This window comes from Gardnerella washingtoni, from assembly GCF_049262705.1.
Taxonomy (GTDB): Bacteria; Actinomycetota; Actinomycetes; order Actinomycetales; family Bifidobacteriaceae; genus Bifidobacterium; species Bifidobacterium vaginale_D.
This window is the reverse complement of record NZ_CP058398.1, coordinates 607,352-625,172: the sequence shown is the minus strand read 5'-3', so window position 1 is coordinate 625,172 and position 17,821 is coordinate 607,352. Positions and strand designations below refer to the sequence as shown.

The 17,821-nt window shown below is 43.7% G+C and carries 11 protein-coding genes and 2 CRISPR repeat arrays; all 11 genes read right to left on the bottom strand.

What is annotated here, in order from left to right; all coding sequences use genetic code 11:
- Nucleotides 1–40 precede the first annotated feature (40 nt).
- The 11 genes from HXT28_RS02335 to HXT28_RS02285 all read right to left on the bottom strand — a co-directional run bounded on the left by HXT28_RS02335 (nt 41) and on the right by HXT28_RS02285 (nt 14,946).
- The gene (locus tag HXT28_RS02335; RefSeq protein ID WP_016637284.1) at nt 41–844 is read right to left on the bottom strand and encodes a TlyA family RNA methyltransferase; all 804 of its coding nucleotides are present in this window, start codon (nt 842–844) and stop codon (nt 41–43) included.
- Nucleotides 841–1,941 carry an HAD-IIA family hydrolase gene (locus HXT28_RS02330; RefSeq protein WP_016637897.1) on the bottom strand — a complete coding sequence of 367 codons (1,101 nt, stop codon included), beginning with the start codon at nt 1,939–1,941 and terminating at the stop codon, nt 841–843. The genes HXT28_RS02335 and HXT28_RS02330 overlap by 4 nt, the downstream gene beginning before the upstream one ends.
- Nucleotides 1,942–2,086: 145 nt before the next feature.
- Nucleotides 2,087–3,757, bottom strand: coding sequence for a tetratricopeptide repeat protein (locus HXT28_RS02325; protein WP_064347548.1), 1,671 nt, complete (start codon nt 3,755–3,757; stop codon nt 2,087–2,089).
- Nucleotides 3,758–3,908: 151 nt separating this feature from the next.
- Complete coding sequence (gene tyrS / locus HXT28_RS02320) at nt 3,909–5,228, bottom strand: tyrosine--tRNA ligase (RefSeq protein WP_064347551.1); 1,320 nt, start codon at nt 5,226–5,228, stop codon at nt 3,909–3,911.
- A 171-nt stretch (nt 5,229–5,399) separates the two neighbouring features.
- Nucleotides 5,400–6,890 carry an argininosuccinate lyase gene (gene argH / locus HXT28_RS02315; RefSeq protein WP_422113609.1) on the bottom strand — a complete coding sequence of 497 codons (1,491 nt, stop codon included), beginning with the start codon at nt 6,888–6,890 and terminating at the stop codon, nt 5,400–5,402.
- A 55-nt stretch (nt 6,891–6,945) separates the two neighbouring features.
- Nucleotides 6,946–8,160 carry an argininosuccinate synthase gene (locus HXT28_RS02310; RefSeq protein WP_016637279.1) on the bottom strand — a complete coding sequence of 405 codons (1,215 nt, stop codon included), beginning with the start codon at nt 8,158–8,160 and terminating at the stop codon, nt 6,946–6,948.
- Between the two features lie 269 nt (nt 8,161–8,429).
- Nucleotides 8,430–8,975, bottom strand: coding sequence for an arginine repressor (locus tag HXT28_RS02305; protein ID WP_016637277.1), 546 nt, complete (start codon nt 8,973–8,975; stop codon nt 8,430–8,432).
- Between the two features lie 275 nt (nt 8,976–9,250).
- Nucleotides 9,251–11,875, bottom strand: a complete 2,625-nt coding sequence (pheT, locus tag HXT28_RS02300; protein WP_016637276.1) for a phenylalanine--tRNA ligase subunit beta — start codon at nt 11,873–11,875, stop codon at nt 9,251–9,253.
- A 5-nt stretch (nt 11,876–11,880) separates the two neighbouring features.
- Entirely contained in the window at nt 11,881–12,948 is a 1,068-nt protein-coding gene (pheS, locus tag HXT28_RS02295) for a phenylalanine--tRNA ligase subunit alpha (protein WP_032814455.1), read from the bottom strand.
- 71 nt (nt 12,949–13,019) lie between these two features.
- Nucleotides 13,020–13,922, bottom strand: a complete 903-nt coding sequence (locus tag HXT28_RS02290; protein WP_422113608.1) for a TrmH family RNA methyltransferase — start codon at nt 13,920–13,922, stop codon at nt 13,020–13,022.
- 76 nt (nt 13,923–13,998) lie between these two features.
- Nucleotides 13,999–14,946 carry a cation diffusion facilitator family transporter gene (locus HXT28_RS02285; RefSeq protein WP_016637273.1) on the bottom strand — a complete coding sequence of 316 codons (948 nt, stop codon included), beginning with the start codon at nt 14,944–14,946 and terminating at the stop codon, nt 13,999–14,001.
- Nucleotides 14,947–15,757: 811 nt separating this feature from the next.
- Nucleotides 15,758–16,761: direct repeats of the CRISPR family, unit length 28 nt; unit sequence GGATCACCCCCGCGTATGCGGGAAAGAC.
- Nucleotides 16,762–16,853: 92 nt separating this feature from the next.
- Nucleotides 16,854–17,737: direct repeats of the CRISPR family, unit length 28 nt; unit sequence GGATCACCCCCGCGTATGCGGGAAAGAC.
- Between the last annotated feature and the right edge of the window lie 84 nt (nt 17,738–17,821).

Below are 17,821 nucleotides of genomic sequence, written 5' to 3'. Positions count from 1 at the left end.
TGTTACACTACATATTACGAAAATTACTTACATTGTATGCTTATGCAGCAAATCGTGAGTACAGTAAGTACTCTACGTTGCCGTGAGTGCCTTCTATTGGAGATTTTTCTGTTGCAATAATCGTTAAATTATGGTCTTCAGCACAAGCTTTTACTGTTTCTAAAGCCTTAAATCGTAAAGTTTCGTCAGTTACAATTCCGCCTTTGCCAAGATTTCCTTTACCGACTTCAAATTGTGGTTTAACAAGTAACACAACATCTGCTTGAGATGCTGCGATACGTGCGATTACTGGAATAACTAGCGTAAGCGAAATGAAAGAGACATCAGAAACAATAAGATTTGGCTTGTACGGCATGTCTTCCTGGTAAACGTCACGAATATTTACACCGCTCATCTCGATAATATGAGGATTATTCGCGATTTTGGGGTGCAGTTGATTATGCCCAACATCGAGCGCAATAATTGACTGAACACCTCGTTGCAAAAGAACATCGCAGAATCCTCCGGTTGAAGCACCAATATCTAATGCTTGAGTTGATTCATTTGTTGACAGTCCGTAAGCAGAAAACGCATCAAAAGCACCTTTTAGTTTAAGCGCACCGCGAGAAACATAGTTAAGACAGGAATCAGCATTTTTAGTTTTCGCAATACATATTTCTTCTAAATTATTTACTAACAATGATGATTTTACGACAATGCGATTATTGACACTTACAGCACCAGCGCGAATTAAACGCTGCGCTGTTGTTCTACTTGCTACTAAACCACGACTTACGAGAACACAATCTAAACGTTGAGAAGTAGAAGAATGAGTAGATTTGACTAAGTCTTCATTGAAGTTCATAACGAAAACTCCGGAAGCGTATACTTGTCCATGAGTTCACCACTATCTTGTAAGCTCCATGCTAATGCGCAAGCAGCTCGTAAAGCGTCACAATCGCTAGCATCATTGACTTCGATAGTACAATTCTCAATGAGCTGAGCTTTTGCATTACCACATGTAAAGGTGCGCTCATCTATGTGCTTCGGCATATTATGAGTTTCATTTAATCCACGCAAATCTTTCGATACAAAACTTGGACGCAAATGCTTTGGCGCAAGCATAAGCATATGCGGATCAGTTACTCCCGTAAGCACCAACAAAGAGGCATACCCACCCCGAGTACCAGCTTCAATATCAGTGTCTAAACGATCCCCTACTGCCAATGAGCGCGAAATACTTATTACAGGATTACCAAATTCGTCTTTTTCGGTATACTCTTGAGATTCAAAGTCACTATGGCGAGCATTTGCAGCAACCAAAAACCGTGCTTCATCATACATTGCAGATTCTGGTTTTCCAGCAGATGCAACCGGTTCAACGCCTGTAGCATTAATAACAGCTTGGATCATGGAACCACAACCTGGAGCAATACCAAGTTCTCTAGGAATAGTCAAATCACGATTGGTAACAAAATATTGAGCTCCATGTTCTACTGCAAAAGCAACTTCTGCCATTTCTTGCCAAGTCATCTGCGGATACCAACCCTGAATTACAGCATCTGGATTCTCTTCACATGAGTTTACCGGCTGCAATCCAGCACGTTCAACTTCTTCACGTAAATGTTCTGCACCAAGTACCAACACACGCGCACCATGTTTAACATGTCGAGCAACCATGCGAGCTGCTACTACGGAAGACGTAATAATCTGCCAAGGTTCTACAGTAAGACCAAAACTTTCCAACTGTTTTGCTACAACAGCTTGAAAACGAGAAGAATTATTAGTCGTGTATTCAATAGACATACCGTGTTTTTGTGCGCATTCTATTGCTTCAACCGCATACTCTACCGCGTTCCCTCCGCGATACACTACGCCATCTAAATCAAGTAGTGACAAGTGAAAAGCTTCACTTAATGGAAGCGCACTTAAGGAAAAATTCGTTCTCATACTAGATTGCATTTCAAATCACCTTACTTACGTTTATATATTTGCTCACTATATTCAAGATTATTATAAGAATGTTGTTAATAGTTTCATTACAAGTAAGAAGTGCCCGGCATACTTTAATAGCAGCCGGGCGCTTGATTTTGTTAATATTTATTTGCTACTGTTCATCTGACTGATTTTCGTCTGATTTCACTGTACTCATTTCGATGGTGTCAGTATTATCAGCATCATTTTGATCTGTATGATCTTCTTCAGATTCTTCATCTTCTATATCGTTGATTGCATCTTCAGCATCATTTGCATCTTCAGCATCATAATTATCAGAATCTTCTTCAGGAGCAAATTGAGCGTCATCTTCACTAACACCGATTTCATCCATCATATCGTCATTTACATGTTCCAAATCATAGTCAATAACGATATCATCTGGATTCATGTCTTCATCGTCAACATCAGCGTATTGCTGCTCAAGATTATCAAGCAAAGACTCTAATTCAACTGCATCTTCACTTCTGCCGGCTTCTTCTAAGAAATACTGCTCAGCCTGAACAGCACGCATACGATATTCACCTGGCAAACCTTTGGAACGACCCATTGCATGAACTAAATCAATGGCCTTATCAATATGGTTCATATCAGCCAAAACACCCGCATACACGAGGAACATTTCAGCTTTTACTTCACCTCTTAAGGATTTAGCATCATCAGACATGCAAATTTCTAAAGCCTTGTCAAGATTATTCATACCACGTTCACAGTCTGCAATAAACGGCAGATAATCAAGATAACCGTTCATGCGCATTGCAGTGCGAAATTCTTTAGCAGCAAGCTTGTAATCACCTTGACGATAAGAAACAAATGCTAACGTTTCTCGAGCAAAATCAATGCGAGAAGCCTGCTTAGCTGCCCATTTTGCATGTTCTAAAGCAAGATCAGGATTTTCTTCTTCAAGTACGTAAGCTGCAAGAATATGAAGACCAATATTTTCCGCATGCTCTTTAGATAAACCGCGCAAGCGTTCTCGATCTTCCTTAGAAAGCATTGCCCATTCCAAACCTTTTGGCATCTTAGGCTCACCTGGGCGACGTGCAGTGTAAGGATTTTGTGACGGATATGAAACAGTACCATCAGAATTACGTCGAGGACCGTTGTCAAAACGGAAGCTATTATGCGAATTGGTGCGTCGATCATTATCTTTATGGGCATCGTGACGGTCAAAACGACGCTCATCATCTCGACGGTCATCACGGTGATTATCTCTGCGATCGTCGCGGAATCCACCTTTAGCACCTTTGTGGAAGTCCTTATGGAATTCACCGCCGCGAGAATTATTGCGACGGTCATCACGACGATCATTATTACGATTGTCACGGTGGTCAAAACGACGCTCACCATCAAACTTCTTGTAACGTGGATTGCCACCTTCTTCGCCAGCACGCTCAAAGTCTTTAGAACGACGGTCATCACGACGATCAAAGCGACGATTGCGATCAAAACGGCGCTCTCCATCACGGTTCTCAGATCGGAATCCACTTTTCTTAAAACCGTCTTTACGATAACCGTCATGTCGATTTTCCTTGTAGTCATCTCTACGATCATTGTGACGATTGAAATGACGCTCTCCATCACGACCTACACCAGAACGAAACTCACCACGCTCATCATCATGATGGCGGAATCCACTTTTCTTAAAACCACTCTTATGGAAACCATCCTTATGGAATCCACCACGACGCTCACCACTTTTAGCACCATTACGATGGTTAAATCCACCACGTTCACCAAAAGACTTTTTACCACTCCGCGAGTGTTCGTGCTCTTCGCCCATGCCGGCATACCTCTCATTCATTTGCGATTTACCTAAAAATCACATTTATACTATATTTTTAACATCAGTAAACGTCTGTTGTAAGCAAGGTATAGCATACAGCATTCAACCAGCTTACAACAGACGTATTTCAAATAATCATAAACGCGTACTAAGCGCGCTCTACAGCACCAATAGCCTTCTTACCACGACGCAGTAAAGCAAAACGATTATGTAAGAAAGCATGGTCATCTAATACATCATCAACACTGCTAACTCGTTCATTGTTTACATACAAGCCGCCAGCTTCAATAGCACGACGGGCTTCAGAAATAGTATGGAACAATCCCGCAGCAACAGCAGCTTCTACAACGCGAGTACCGTTAGAAGATTTTGCAAATTCTAAGCTACCATCTTCTGCCTTAACTTTAACTCCGTCTAAAGCAGCTTCAAGAGTTTGCTCGTCAATTTCAGTTAAGTCACCCTTACCGAACAACGCGCTAGAAGCTGCAATCGCCTGATTCGTCACATCTTCTCCGTGCACAAAACTGGTAACTTCCCAAGCAAGCACACGCTGAGCTTCGCGGCTTCCAGGATCATCCTGAATTTGTTGAGCCAAACGCTCAATTTCATCTTTTGGTAAGAACGTGAACACTTTAAGTAATTTAACAACCTCATCATCTGGCTGATTAAACCAGAACTGGTAGAAGCGATAAGGGCTAAGCATAGAAGGATCAAGCCACATGGCATTGCCTTCGGACTTACCAAACTTACGACCCTGATTATCGGTAATAATAGGGCTAGTAAATACGTTTACTGAAGCTCCACGAACCTTACGAATCAAATCCATGCCAGAAGTGAGATTACCCCACTGATCTGAGCCACCAAGTTGTAAAGTAACATTGTAGTTATCAAACAAGTACAAGAAATCGTTGCCTTGCAAAACCTGATAACTAAACTCAGCGAAAGAAATACCTTCGTCAGAATTTAAACGACGAGCCACAATATCCTTAGCAAGCATGGTGCCAACGCGGAAGTTTTTACCAACATCACGCAAGAAGTCAATAGCCGACATTTTAGAAACCCAGTCGTAATTGCTGACAAAACGAACAGGATTGTCACCATCAAGCGGCAAAATACGACCAATCTGCTTGCGCAAACGTTCAGCCCATCCAGCCACAATATCTTTTGAATTAAGCGTACGCTCACCACTTTGACGAGGATCACCAATCAAACCAGTAGCACCGCCAACTAAAGCAATAGGATGATGACCTGCAGCCTGCAAATGACGCATATTAATAAGCTGCACAAGATTACCAATATGCAAAGAAGCAGCAGTAGGATCGTAGCCGCAATAATACGTTAATGGTTCTCCGTCAAGCGCTTGAGCAAGCTGCTGCTCGTCGGTAGATTGTGAAATTAATCCACGCCACTTCAGCTCTTCAAACAAAGAAGTGAATCCAGCTTCTTTGTAATTCCTGACTTGAGCCATTCGTATCTCCTTAGTGCAAAAATTACCGAAAATATCGGGCGCTACATGCGTCCACAAGCTTTTCAATTTTTGCAGCACAGGGCGACACGCTTAATAAGCATGTGCCGAATACTGTATGACCTTGTATTCGACACAATATTTATTCAGTTAATAATGCAATTCTTAAAAATTTTACAAAATTGTAGGAGTATGATATGCGCATCCATCACTTATTGAATCGGCAAAATGTGAGTAATGCTCTACTAAACTTTCCGCTTCACCAATCTGTTCTTTTACGCGAACGAATGCAGTACCACCTCTACCACAGCGAGATGCCACAGAGCCGTCGCTAGAAAGTACTTTTCTAAGCTCACCAAGGCTAGTGCAATGAATAAATTTATCTAAAATAGCTGCGAAATCAGCATCGCTTAAATCGGCAAGATCCCCACCAATTTCTTCAGCACGCTTCACACACTGACCCGACAATGTATGCGCTTCTCGGAAAGGAACGCCCTGTTTTACAAGCCACTCTGCAATATCGGTAGCGAGTGCAAAACCAGTTGCAGACTGCTCACGAAGACGCTTGATATCAAATTTCATAGTTTCTATCATTCCTGCAAATGCTGGAAGCAGTATTTCTAGCGTATCAATTTGATCAAAAACAGCTTCTTTATCTTCCTGTAAATCGCGAGCATAAGCTGTAGGGAGACCTTTGAGAGTTGCCATTAATCCAGTTAAATCACCTATGAGTCGACCTGCTTTACCGCGAGCAAGCTCTGCAATATCCGGATTCTTTTTTTGAGGCATGATTGAAGAACCGGTTGAATAAGCGTCGTCCAATCGCACAAACGCAAATTCTTGAGTATTCCAAATAATAATTTCCTCACTTAAGCGAGAAATATCTACTCCAATCATTGCTGCAATAAATGAAAATTCTGCAACAATATCTCGGCTCGCTGTGGCGTCAATAGAATTTGCACAAACTTTAGCAAAACCAAGTTCTTTGGCGACTTCTTCTGGACTAAGACCAAGAGTGTTACCAGCTAAAGCACCTGCTCCATACGGGCTTTCATTTGCACGCAAATCCCAATCGATAAGTCGCTGAATATCACGAAGTAACGGCCAAACGTGAGCCATTAACTGGTGTGCTAGTAAAATCGGCTGAGCGTGTTGCATATGAGTGCGCCCTGGCATGACAGCATCTTTTGCATCTTTAGATTGTTTTACTAAAGCATTACAAACTGAAAGCAACGAGTTCACAATCAGTCGAGCATGTCTGCGCAAAAACATGCGTATAAGCGCAGCAATTTGATCATTTCTAGAACGTCCAGCTCGAAGCTTTCCACCAAGCTCATTCCCTGCAATTTCAAGCAGACCACGCTCTAAAGCAGTAGCTTCATCTTCATCTTCCTCAATAGGTGCAAAAGTTCCATTATCAACACGTTTTTGCAGTTCGTCTAAAGCTTCGCAAAGATTCGTATACTCTTCTTCAGTTAATAAACCTGCACGATGCAACGCATGCACATGAGCACGCGATCCTGCAATATCATCATCAGCTAAACGCCAATCAAACTGTGTTGATTTGCTCAATGCTGCAAGCTCTTTGGAAGGGCCTGAGCTAAAGCGACCTCCCCATAGTGCGATGGGATGATTAGTATTGTTGGTTGCATCGTGCATGGTCATTATTACCTCGCATTAATAATTTAATTGCTTCTCTATTATTGTTCAGGTGTGCTTATTAGTTACTATTTGCAACACGCATGTCACGAGCTGCAGCAACCTTGCTAGACAATCCGTAGATTTCAATGAAACCGTTGGATGCACGTTGATCAAAAGTATCGGAAGAATCGTAAGTAGCTAAGTTAAAGTCATATAAAGATTCTTTAGAGCGACGGCCAGTAACAACAGCCTTTCCAGCGAACATAGTCATACGAATATCGCCAGATACATGCTCTTGAGTTTCGTTAATAAACGCATTCAACGAACGCACAACTGGCGAGAACCATTGACCGTCGTATACAAATTCTGCCCACTTTTTGTCGAGAGAACGCTTCAATCTGTGCTGCTCACGTTCTAGACAGCAATTTTCAAGCTCCTGATGTGCTGTGATTAATGCTTGAGCACCTGGCACTTCGTATAATTCACGAGATTTAATGCCAACTAAACGATCTTCAATAATGTCAATTCGACCAATTCCCTGTGCGCCAGCTCTTGCGTTCATTTCTTCAATTGCTTGCAAAGGCGTTACGTCATGCCCGTCGATTGCAACCGGAATGCCCTTTTCGAATGTGATTGTTACTTCATCCGGCTCTTGAGATTCCATAGGATTTTGCGTATAAGAATAGCATTCTTCAGTTGGAGCGTTCCATGGATCTTCTAGGAAACCTGTTTCAATTGCACGACCCCACACATTTTGATCAATAGAGTATGGGCTTTTTTTACTCTGAGTAATTGGAAGCTTGTGATCATTCGCAAAAGCAATCTCAACATCTCGAGTAAGTGACAAGTCACGAATTGGACTAATAGCTTTTAAGTCTGGGTCTAAAGATTGAATTGCGACTTCAAAACGAACTTGATCATTACCTTTACCAGTGCAACCGTGTGCAATCGTATCTGCGTCAAATTCGTGTGCTGCTTTTACTAAATGTTTAGTGATAAGTGGTCGAGACAAAGCAGATACCAGTGGATACACATCTTCATACATTGCATTTGCTTTCAAAGCAAGCATGCAGTATTCATGAGCAAATTCTTCACGAGCATCAACAACATATGATTCAACAGCACCACACGCTAATGCACGCTTTTTAATCGTATCAAGAGCTTCTCCACCTTGACCAACATTAAGAGAAACAGCTACAACATCTTGACCTGTTTGTTCTTTCAAATATGGAATTGCTACAGATGTATCCAAACCGCCTGAATATGCTAGAACAATGCGCTTGTTACTATTCATCGTGACCTCCTAGGCCGCTTTGTATAATTAAACAATACAGAGCATATTATACACTCTAGATAAAATCAATAGATATATAAAAAATGTTAAGATCTGTTTTTTTACAAAGTTTTATGAGAATATTTTAAAAGTTAGTGCAATAATATTTATACATAAAAAAGCGCACACAGCTTATCAATGCACTGTGTACGCTCGCAGATTTTATTCTTTATTTTGTAACTGTACCTACAACTAATTAAACTGCTTTCTTCCCCAGCAATATTCCACACTTAACGAGACGCTACTGTCAACATCCAATCAGCTCGATCTTTAGCCTCTTCATTTGACACACAAACCATAATAACTGTGTCATCTCCAGCAACTGATCCCAAAATACCTTTTAAAGGTTGACGGTCTATAACACTAGCAACATACTGTGCTGCACCAGATGGAGTATGAATCACCACTATATTATTCGCATGACCAACTTCTGTAACAAGACCAGCCAATGTGCGCGCGACCTGCTGATCTATACGAACAGTGTCCATAGCGTGACGGTTCCCCGTACCATCACCCAGCACATAAGCAATCCTGCCATCCGTTAAACGTATTTTAACAGCATTTATTTCATCTAAATCACGACTTAACGTAGCTTGAGTAACTTCAAAACCGTGACGAGCAAGCACTTTAGCAAGCTGCGACTGTGAAGTAATTACTTCAGACAATAGCGCTTGTTCAATAGCATTTAAACGCGCAGCTTTCGTAGCAGGACGCTGCTGCTTTGCAGCAACATCATCACTAGTGTTTTTTTCAACATCCATTTTTGGATTCGTCATAGTTCTCTATAAAACCTTTCAGAAAAAACATTTCTCATCAAATATATACGACTGCGCGCATAAATATCTACATGTTATAACACTTATTTATGTGTTTTTTCTTACACATATTTTCTCTACTCACAAAATTATATATTCTCTCGTACCAACTTGTTTTCATACGGAACAATCAGTACCAACCAAGCATAAAAATTAAAACGAAAATAATAGCATAGTGCGACTGCACAACCATCATATCGCGATTGTACAGTCGCACTATATATCATGTGATGAGCTTATGCGCGCAAAGTTGCCTGCAATTCAGCAGCAGACTTCGTAATCAGCTTACGAACTGCATCCATCTCATCACCAGAAAGCGTTCTATTTGCAGCTCTAAACGTTACAGAGTAAGCAAGAGAGCGCAAACCTTCACCAAGTTGCTCACCCTCGTACACGTCGAACAACTCAACTGATTCAAGCAAATCTCCAGCAGCACGCTCAATGGCAGATTGTAAAACTTCTGCTTTCAAAGTAACAGGTGCTGTAAAAGCAAAATCTTGTTTTACTGGAGGGAAAGTCGAAATTGGTTTTGCTTGCACCGGCTTCATTGACATATTGTCAAACAATGCTGTCAAATCAAGCTCAAAAGCAGCTGAATGCTTAGGCAAATCTAAAGCATCACACACGTGAGGATGCAATTCGCCAACAACACCAAGATCTACACAAGAACCATCTTCTGCAACAATACAAACCTGAGAGCTACGACCAGGATGCCATGAAGATGGTGCTTCTTTAGCTTCAAACTGGTTAAGCACAAAACGAACACCAATTCGTTTGCCCACACGTTGAAGTGCTTCAACAGCATCACTCCAATCAACATCACGGTGTGTGCCAAGCCAACCAGTTTCTTCAGCATGACCGGTAAGTAACGCGGCAACATGTAAAGGTTGCTGCGGCAAACCGGCATCTAAAGCAGCAAGATCAGCATTAGATGGTCGCACTGAACCAGGCAATGCAGGAATAGCAGGAGCATTTGGATCACTGAAATACACATGACCAAGCTCATACATAGAAATATCAGTTAAGCCACGACGAAGATTACGACGAACAGTACCAGCTAATGTCATAAGAACAGATCGACGAAGCCAAGGACGATCGCCTGCCAATGGATTAGCAATACGAACACTTACTTCAGCAACTTCATCTACATCCTGACGGAAAGCTTTAATATCATCCTCTCCTACAAACGGGTAGCTTAAGGATTCAACAAGTCCAGTTTCTGCTAACTCGTAGGCAATAGCACGACGAGTCGCCTGCTCAGCAGTTAAACCAGTTCGACCAGTAACAGGAACTGCTGGAACCTTAACAGGAATCTCATCATAACCAACTAAACGGGCAATCTCTTCGACCAAATCACAAGGCTCATTCAAATCTGGACGCCATGTTGGAGGAAGTATAGAGAATGAACCGTTACCACCACCAGCAACAGAACAGCCGATATCTGTAAGAATGTCACTTATGCGGTTCAAATCAATATCGAGACCAGCAACACGCTTCACTTCATCCGCTTTAAACACAATCACATTGCGCGTCTGCGTATTGTTAATATCACGAGGAGACGAAGACGGCTGAGCATTACCAAACTTCTCCAAAAGGTTTGCAGCCATCTGCACTGCAGCAGGTTGCAAATCAGTATCAACACCGCGCTCAAAACGACGAGAAGCCTCAGAAGGAAGCTTATGGCGTCGAGCAGTACGAGCAATCGACACAGGATCAAAATGAGCCGCTTCAAGCAAAATATTTTTGGTTTCACTCGTGACTTCGCCGTACATGCCACCCATAACACCAGCTAAGCCGAGCACACGAGATCCATGGCTTCCATGAGGCGAATCACAAATCACTAAATCTTCAACATGCAATTCACGATCTTTACCATCTAACGTAGTTAGATGCTCACCAGCATGTGCACGACGAACCACAATCGGTTCCTCAATCTTATCTAAATCGTAAGCGTGCAAAGGCTGACCTAAGTCAAGCATAACGTAATTAGTAACATCAACAGCAAGCGAAATGCCACGCATGCCGGCACGCGTTAAACGACGTTGCATCCAACGAGGACTCTGCGAAGCAGCATCAAAACCACGTACAGCACGAGCATAGTAACGATCACACCCAGGAACACCATGAATTGGGTTTGTATCCTCGACACTCACCTCAACATCAGCAGTTTTATGTCCTTCGTTTTCCATTACCTTTTTAGCTTGCTCATTCAACGCTATGACAGGATCCGTATACGATGCGCCAGTTGAGTGATGATATTCACGAGCAACACCACGATACGAGAAAGCGTACCCACGATCCGGAGTAATATTTATTTCCAAAATTGGCTTATTGAGATGCAGCAACTCCATAGCATCATCACCAGGCTTCAAAGCATCATATTCAGCTTTAGAGAAGCCATATTCACGCAACAAAATAATGCCGTTATGACTATCCCCTAAACCAAGCTCACGCTCAGAAGCACACATGCCGTTAGAAATGTGGCCATAAGTTTTGCGAGGCTCAATCTTGAAATCGCCAGGAAGCACGGCACCAGGAAGTGTGACTACAACCTTTTCACCAGCAGCCATATTTGGAGCGCCACAAATAATGCCACGAGGAACTTTCTTACCGTTCTCATCGACATCGTTATATTCTTCACCAACATCAACATGGCACCAATTAATAGTTTTACCATTTTTCTGCGGCTCAGGAGTTGCATCCACTACGTAACCTACGACAATCGGACCGGTAACTTGAGAAGTATGAATCTCTTCTTCTTCCAGACCTACGCGCACCAAATCTTTAGCAAGCTGCTCGTACGTTAAACCTTCTGGCACTTCAACATGATCTTTAAGCCAGTCAATATCTACCATTGGCATGAGTATTACTCCCCCATTACAAACTGTTCACTGAAGCGCTTATCGCCTTCAACCAAATCATGCATATCGTTAATATCGTGACGTAGCAGCAAAGTACGCTCCAAGCCAACACCAAACGCAAAGCCTGTGTAAACCTGCGGATCTAAACCTGCAGACTTCAACACATTAGGGTTAACCATTCCACAGCCACCCCATTCAATCCAGCCTGGACCGCCCTTCTTATCAGGGAACCACAAATCAAGCTCAGCACTCGGCTCAGTAAATGGGAAGTAGCTTGGGCGCAAACGACTTTTAGCTTCCGGACCAAACATTGCAACAGCCAAACGGTCAAGAACACCCTTCAAATCAGCCATAGTTAAATGCTTATCTACAGCCAAAGCTTCACACTGGTGGAATACTGGAGTGTGAGTCGCATCAAGTTCATCAGTACGGAACACACGACCAGGAGAAGCAATATACAGTGGCACACCACGCTCAATAAGAGCACGAACCTGATCCGAAGAAGTCTGCGTACGAAGAACCATGTTTGAACCAACAAAACCTGCAGCATCCTTCGCTTGGTTACCTTGCACATAGAAAGTATCTTGCATTTGACGAGCAGGATGATCTGGACCAAAATTCAACGCATCAAAATCAAACCACTCAGTTTCCACCTCAGGACCTGCAGAAATTTGCCAACCCATCGAAACAAAGAAGTCTTCAAAATCTTCGATAATTCTGGCAATAGGATGACGTGCTCCCAACGGTTTACGATTCACTGGAAGTGTCATATCTACTGTTTCAGCAGAAAGCATACGCTCCTCTTCAGCAACTGTAATACGCTCAGAAGCAGCAGCAAACGCACGGCCAAAATCAGCACGCAATGCTGACATAACTTTGCCAACTTCCTTCTTTTGATCCGCAGGTAGCGAACCAATAGATTTACTTGCAACAGTCATCACCGACTGCGCACCAGCGTACTGAGTCTTTACCGCCTTCAATTCATCCATGGTTTGAGCAGCAGCAGCACGAGCAATACCTTCGTTGACTGCTTGAGTTACCGCTTTCACATCGAATGGCTTATTATCGGTCACAGCACCCTTCCTATCTGTGTTATGCGTATACACACATCTGTATATATACTATTCCAAAATACCGCTCAGTCCTATATTTTTCGCGCATGACTCGACATAGCCAAGCCCATGAGCATCACTGCAGCGCTTGTTGCAAGATTCATTGATTCTGCTTTTCCATAGATTGGGATTATTGAAATATCGTCAACTTGCTGCAATACGCCTTGAGGTAATCCTCTAGCCTCATTACCGAATAGTAGAGCTAAAGAATTGCTAGTAAGCTCCTCACTTGCGAGGATCTTTGGAAAAGGCACAGGTTTTAGCTGATCAGTTCCATAAATATCTGCTGCAATAACGCGAATATTCGCCTTTTTAGCGTAGTCAAACCAATCTTGAACACTTAACTGCACTACAGGAAGATGGAAGAGCGATCCTGTAGTAGAACGCACTAACTTAGTATTCCAACGACTTACACAATCATCCACAAAAACAACAGCATCGCAGCCTGCTACATCCGCAACACGAATAATCGCACCAGCGTTACCAGGATCTCTTACTTGCCAGCAAGCTGCAATTAAAAGAGGGTTAGTACTACTGTTTGCATGAGAAGATTCTTGCAAATTTTGAAACTCACTTAGGTACCAATCATTCAAAAATCGCGAATCCGCAACAGCAACAATTCCTTGCGAATCTGCACTAATTTTTTGCATAATACTAGATTCAACAGGATGAACGTATAAGTCCTTAGATAACGCTTCTTTAATAATTGCCTGCAAAGAAGAAAATTGATTAGTTTCTTCTTTGTTACTTATGCAAGCTTCTTTAATAACGTAAATATCACTTATTGAATCTGAAGCGTAACGAACGGCTTCACGCGCGCTTTGCGGACCTTCAACCAAAAAACGCTTAAAATCATGCGAATTGCCTCTGCCTAACGCTACAAGTCTACGCACGCGCTCACTGTGCGGATTATCAATTAATTCTTTTAAAGGCATACTTCCACTTTACTTCAAAAAACGAATGCAACACAGATTGCAATACAATTAAATAATAGCTAAATGCTTTAAACTATTACTCGTGATGCTCAGAAGAACTAGAAGTGGTATAGCCTTCAGGTTCCAACTGGAATGTAGTATGCGAAACAGAAACCGGAAAATGCTCACGTAAACAATCCTGAAGCTGCGAAAGCACCTGAGCACATTGAGCCATAGTCATGTTAGGATCCACAACAACATGAGCCATAAAAATTGGCATGCCAGTAGAAACAGTACTTGCGTGCAAATCATGAACAGCAAGAACATGCGGCACATGCTCCAAATGCTCACGTACTTTATCTAAATCAAGACCTTCCGGAGTCTGCTCAAGAAGAACCTTAACAGCATTCTTGAGCAACTTCAGCGCGCGCGGAATCATAAGAATAGCAATAATCGCGCCGGCAAGAGCATCAAAACCTGCCCAACCAGTGCTCATCATAACGATTGCAGAGATTACAACCGCCACAGAGCCTAAAGCGTCATTCATAACTTCAAGGAAGGCAGCTCGCATATTCATATTGTCTTGAGATTGAGACATAAGAATTACAAGCGAAGCAAGGTTTGCAGCAAGGCCTAGAATACCAAAGAAAAGCAGCTGATTTACATCGTGAATTCCTTGGTGACCACTTCCAAAAAGACGCATTCCAGCCTCAACAAGAGCATATACGCCAACAATTAGCAAAATAAGAGCACCTGCGGCAGCAGTAATAACCTCAAGACGAGCCCAACCCCACGTGCGCTTGCTACTTGGACGACGACGCATAAGAACTGCTGTAACCGTTGAAGCTGCAAGAACGGAAATATCCGTAAGCATGTGGCCAGCATCAATAAGAAGCGAAAGAGAATTTGTGAGGAAAGAGCCGATTACTTCTGCAAAAAATACGATTGAAGTAAGAGAAAGAGTAAGAAGTAGTCGATGCTGATGGGTGTGACTTGCGTGGATTGCTGCCGCCTGGGAAGCTGCGTTAGCGTTGGTGGCATTCACCTTGACGTTATTTACGTTGGTGGCATTCACCTTGACGTTATTTACGTTGGAATTGGCACTTCTTGAATGCGAATCAATGCCGCTAGTTGAAGTTGCACCGTTATGATTATGCACTTATTAAGCCTCCCCTAAAATATTGAAACGATATTATTTCTCAATATCATTCGCATTTTCTCTTATACGCAATGAACCCCAGCCAAAGCCGGGGTTCAATTGCTAAATATTTCATATCTATAACTATGTAATCACAAACCGTCAACATAAACGTGTAAGCGGAAAGTGACAAGCTGAAACTGGTCACCCCCCCCCCAAGCTGCGATATATAACAGGTTGTCCCCGCGTCGGGGGCACAATCAAACGCGCACACAAGTAGTTACATGGGGACAAGTTGTCCCCACTTAGGAAGCACGATGAAATCTTAAAATTGCATAGTGCATTTCAAGATTTTTCAGAGTACAAAATTTGCTTAAGCGTTTAAAATACGCTGTGATTTCAACGCAAGCGAGGTCTTCCGTAGTAAAACCGTTACTAACTCAGTTCATTAGCTGAGATATTAATGGTGCTTGGGTTGTGAGTGTTATTTTCTCAGTTCATTAGCTGAGTTTTTAACAGTGTTTGACTAATCAGCGTTACTAGCTCAGTTCATTAGCTGAGATATTAACGATGTTTCGCATTTGGCACATGACTCTAGATATCGCAGGAGCCGGCGCCCAAGATACTCAGGCAATTCCGGCTCCAACTTCCATATCCTCCGAAGAGATAGGCAACAGATTCGTTATATCAGTATGCGACAATATTGTCACATACTTTAGGATCACCCCCGCGTATGCGGGAAAGACTACGCGAACTTATTAAAGAAGCTGGAAAGCTTGGGATCACCCCCGCGTATGCGGGAAAGACCGTATGATTCGCCCGATTTGGAAAAAGCTCTTGGGATCACCCCCGCGTATGCGGGAAAGACATCCAGCTGACCCCAAGCCAATCAGCATAGACGGGATCACCCCCGCGTATGCGGGAAAGACTTTTTGCATAAAGCACGCATAAAATGCATGTCAGGATCACCCCCGCGTATGCGGGAAAGACAGGCTTCAAAAACTTCACGTGCCGCGTCAATAAGGATCACCCCCGCGTATGCGGGAAAGACTGGCGCAAAGGGCGAGCTTCCTTGTCGTCCTTGGGATCACCCCCGCGTATGCGGGAAAGACTCCGCTTTTCTTTTCGGTTTCTATTTAACCCAGGGATCACCCCCGCGTATGCGGGAAAGACCTGTTATCCCATAGCAATGTTGAATACGGTGTGGGATCACCCCCGCGTATGCGGGAAAGACTCCACGCACAATGCTGTGTAGTACTAGGGCAGAGGATCACCCCCGCGTATGCGGGAAAGACGTTGGTGACGCGGTGCAGATTGTTGACACGACGGGATCACCCCCGCGTATGCGGGAAAGACTTGTGTATTACCGCGTAGTAGAAGGCGCTGTCGGGATCACCCCCGCGTATGCGGGAAAGACGGTGCGTAGGGGGTGTGTGAAGTGGTCTAGGCGGGATCACCCCCGCGTATGCGGGAAAGACTCAACAAAACCAGATAGCAAAAGTCGCAGCAAAGGATCACCCCCGCGTATGCGGGAAAGACGCATAAGCCTTTGTGTGCTTTGCATCCTTCGCAGGATCACCCCCGCGTATGCGGGAAAGACACACAGCATTGTGCGTGGATTCGGTCGATGAGAGGATCACCCCCGCGTATGCGGGAAAGACGCAAACGACGCATGGCGGGAACTTAATAACGAAGGATCACCCCCGCGTATGCGGGAAAGACTTAAGGATTCAAAAAACGCAGACAATCGCATGAGGATCACCCCGCGTATGCGGGAAAGACGAGCCGTCAAGTATTCTTCTGGCGTCTGCTCAAGGATCACCCCCGCGTATGCGGGAAAGACCCTTTGCGGATGCTGATTGTTCCTACGGTTTTGGGATCACCCCCGCGTATGCGGGAAAGACTTGATGGTGCAGAACGTGAAGCGCATTCCACAGGGATCACCCCCGCGTATGCGGGAAAGACCCTTACTGACCGTCAGAAAGCCAACCAATGGTAGGATCACCCCCGCGTATGCGGGAAAGACTAATCGTCGCGTCGCCATCCTTGTAGAATTCAAGGATCACCCCCGCGTATGCGGGAAAGACCTAGAGTACCAGGAGCCGATGCGCGATGAGTGAGGATCACCCCCGCGTATGCGGGAAAGACGACACGTCCAGCTGGCGCCATCATACAGCAGCAGGATCACCCCCGCGTATGCGGGAAAGACCTTTTGCACAATGCACGCATAAAACGCACATCAGGATCACCCCCGCGTATGCGGGAAAGACTGTTCCATTCTTCCGCGGTTTTTGGTTGATAGAGGATCACCCCCGCGTATGCGGGAAAGACTTGTTGTTGACGGTCTTAACTATACTCGCACGGGGATCACCCCCGCGTATGCGGGAAAGACTACTCTGAAGAACAAGACAGACTCTTCGTCAAAGGATCACCCCCGCGTATGCGGGAAAGACTACGAGTTTTACCTTGTAATGCGCGAAATAGGGGGATCACCCCCGCGTATGCGGGAAAGACGTGTCGTAATAGGCTAATGCTCTGCGTCTTATAGGATCACCCCCGCGTATGCGGGAAAGACGAGCTTTCGCTCGTTTTCCTTACATTCTCTATAGGATCACCCCCGCGTATGCGGGAAAGACGCCCTATTTGGCAAAAACTGCTATTTCTTTCTCAGGATCACCCCCGCGTATGCGGGAAAGACACTTAAAAATCCCAATAAAATAGCCACATCTTCAAAAAGAAACAACCAAATCTATTTACTTTTCAAAGCAAACTCATCACTTTG

Bases quoted from the DNA above. Each gene is read 5' to 3' on its own strand.
- HXT28_RS02305 (WP_016637277.1), bottom strand. From the start codon at position 8,975: ATGACGAATCCAAAAATGGATGTTGAAAAAAACACTAGTGATGATGTT.
- HXT28_RS02310 (WP_016637279.1), bottom strand. From the start codon at position 8,160: ATGAATAGTAACAAGCGCATTGTTCTAGCATATTCAGGCGGTTTGGAT.
- HXT28_RS02290 (WP_422113608.1), bottom strand. From the start codon at position 13,922: ATGCCTTTAAAAGAATTAATTGATAATCCGCACAGTGAGCGCGTGCGT.
- argH (WP_422113609.1), bottom strand. From the start codon at position 6,890: ATGACCATGCACGATGCAACCAACAATACTAATCATCCCATCGCACTA.
- HXT28_RS02330 (WP_016637897.1), bottom strand. From the start codon at position 1,941: ATGCAATCTAGTATGAGAACGAATTTTTCCTTAAGTGCGCTTCCATTA.
- HXT28_RS02325 (WP_064347548.1), bottom strand. From the start codon at position 3,757: ATGGGCGAAGAGCACGAACACTCGCGGAGTGGTAAAAAGTCTTTTGGT.
- pheT (WP_016637276.1), bottom strand. From the start codon at position 11,875: ATGCCAATGGTAGATATTGACTGGCTTAAAGATCATGTTGAAGTGCCA.
- HXT28_RS02335 (WP_016637284.1), bottom strand. From the start codon at position 844: ATGAACTTCAATGAAGACTTAGTCAAATCTACTCATTCTTCTACTTCT.
- tyrS (WP_064347551.1), bottom strand. From the start codon at position 5,228: ATGGCTCAAGTCAGGAATTACAAAGAAGCTGGATTCACTTCTTTGTTT.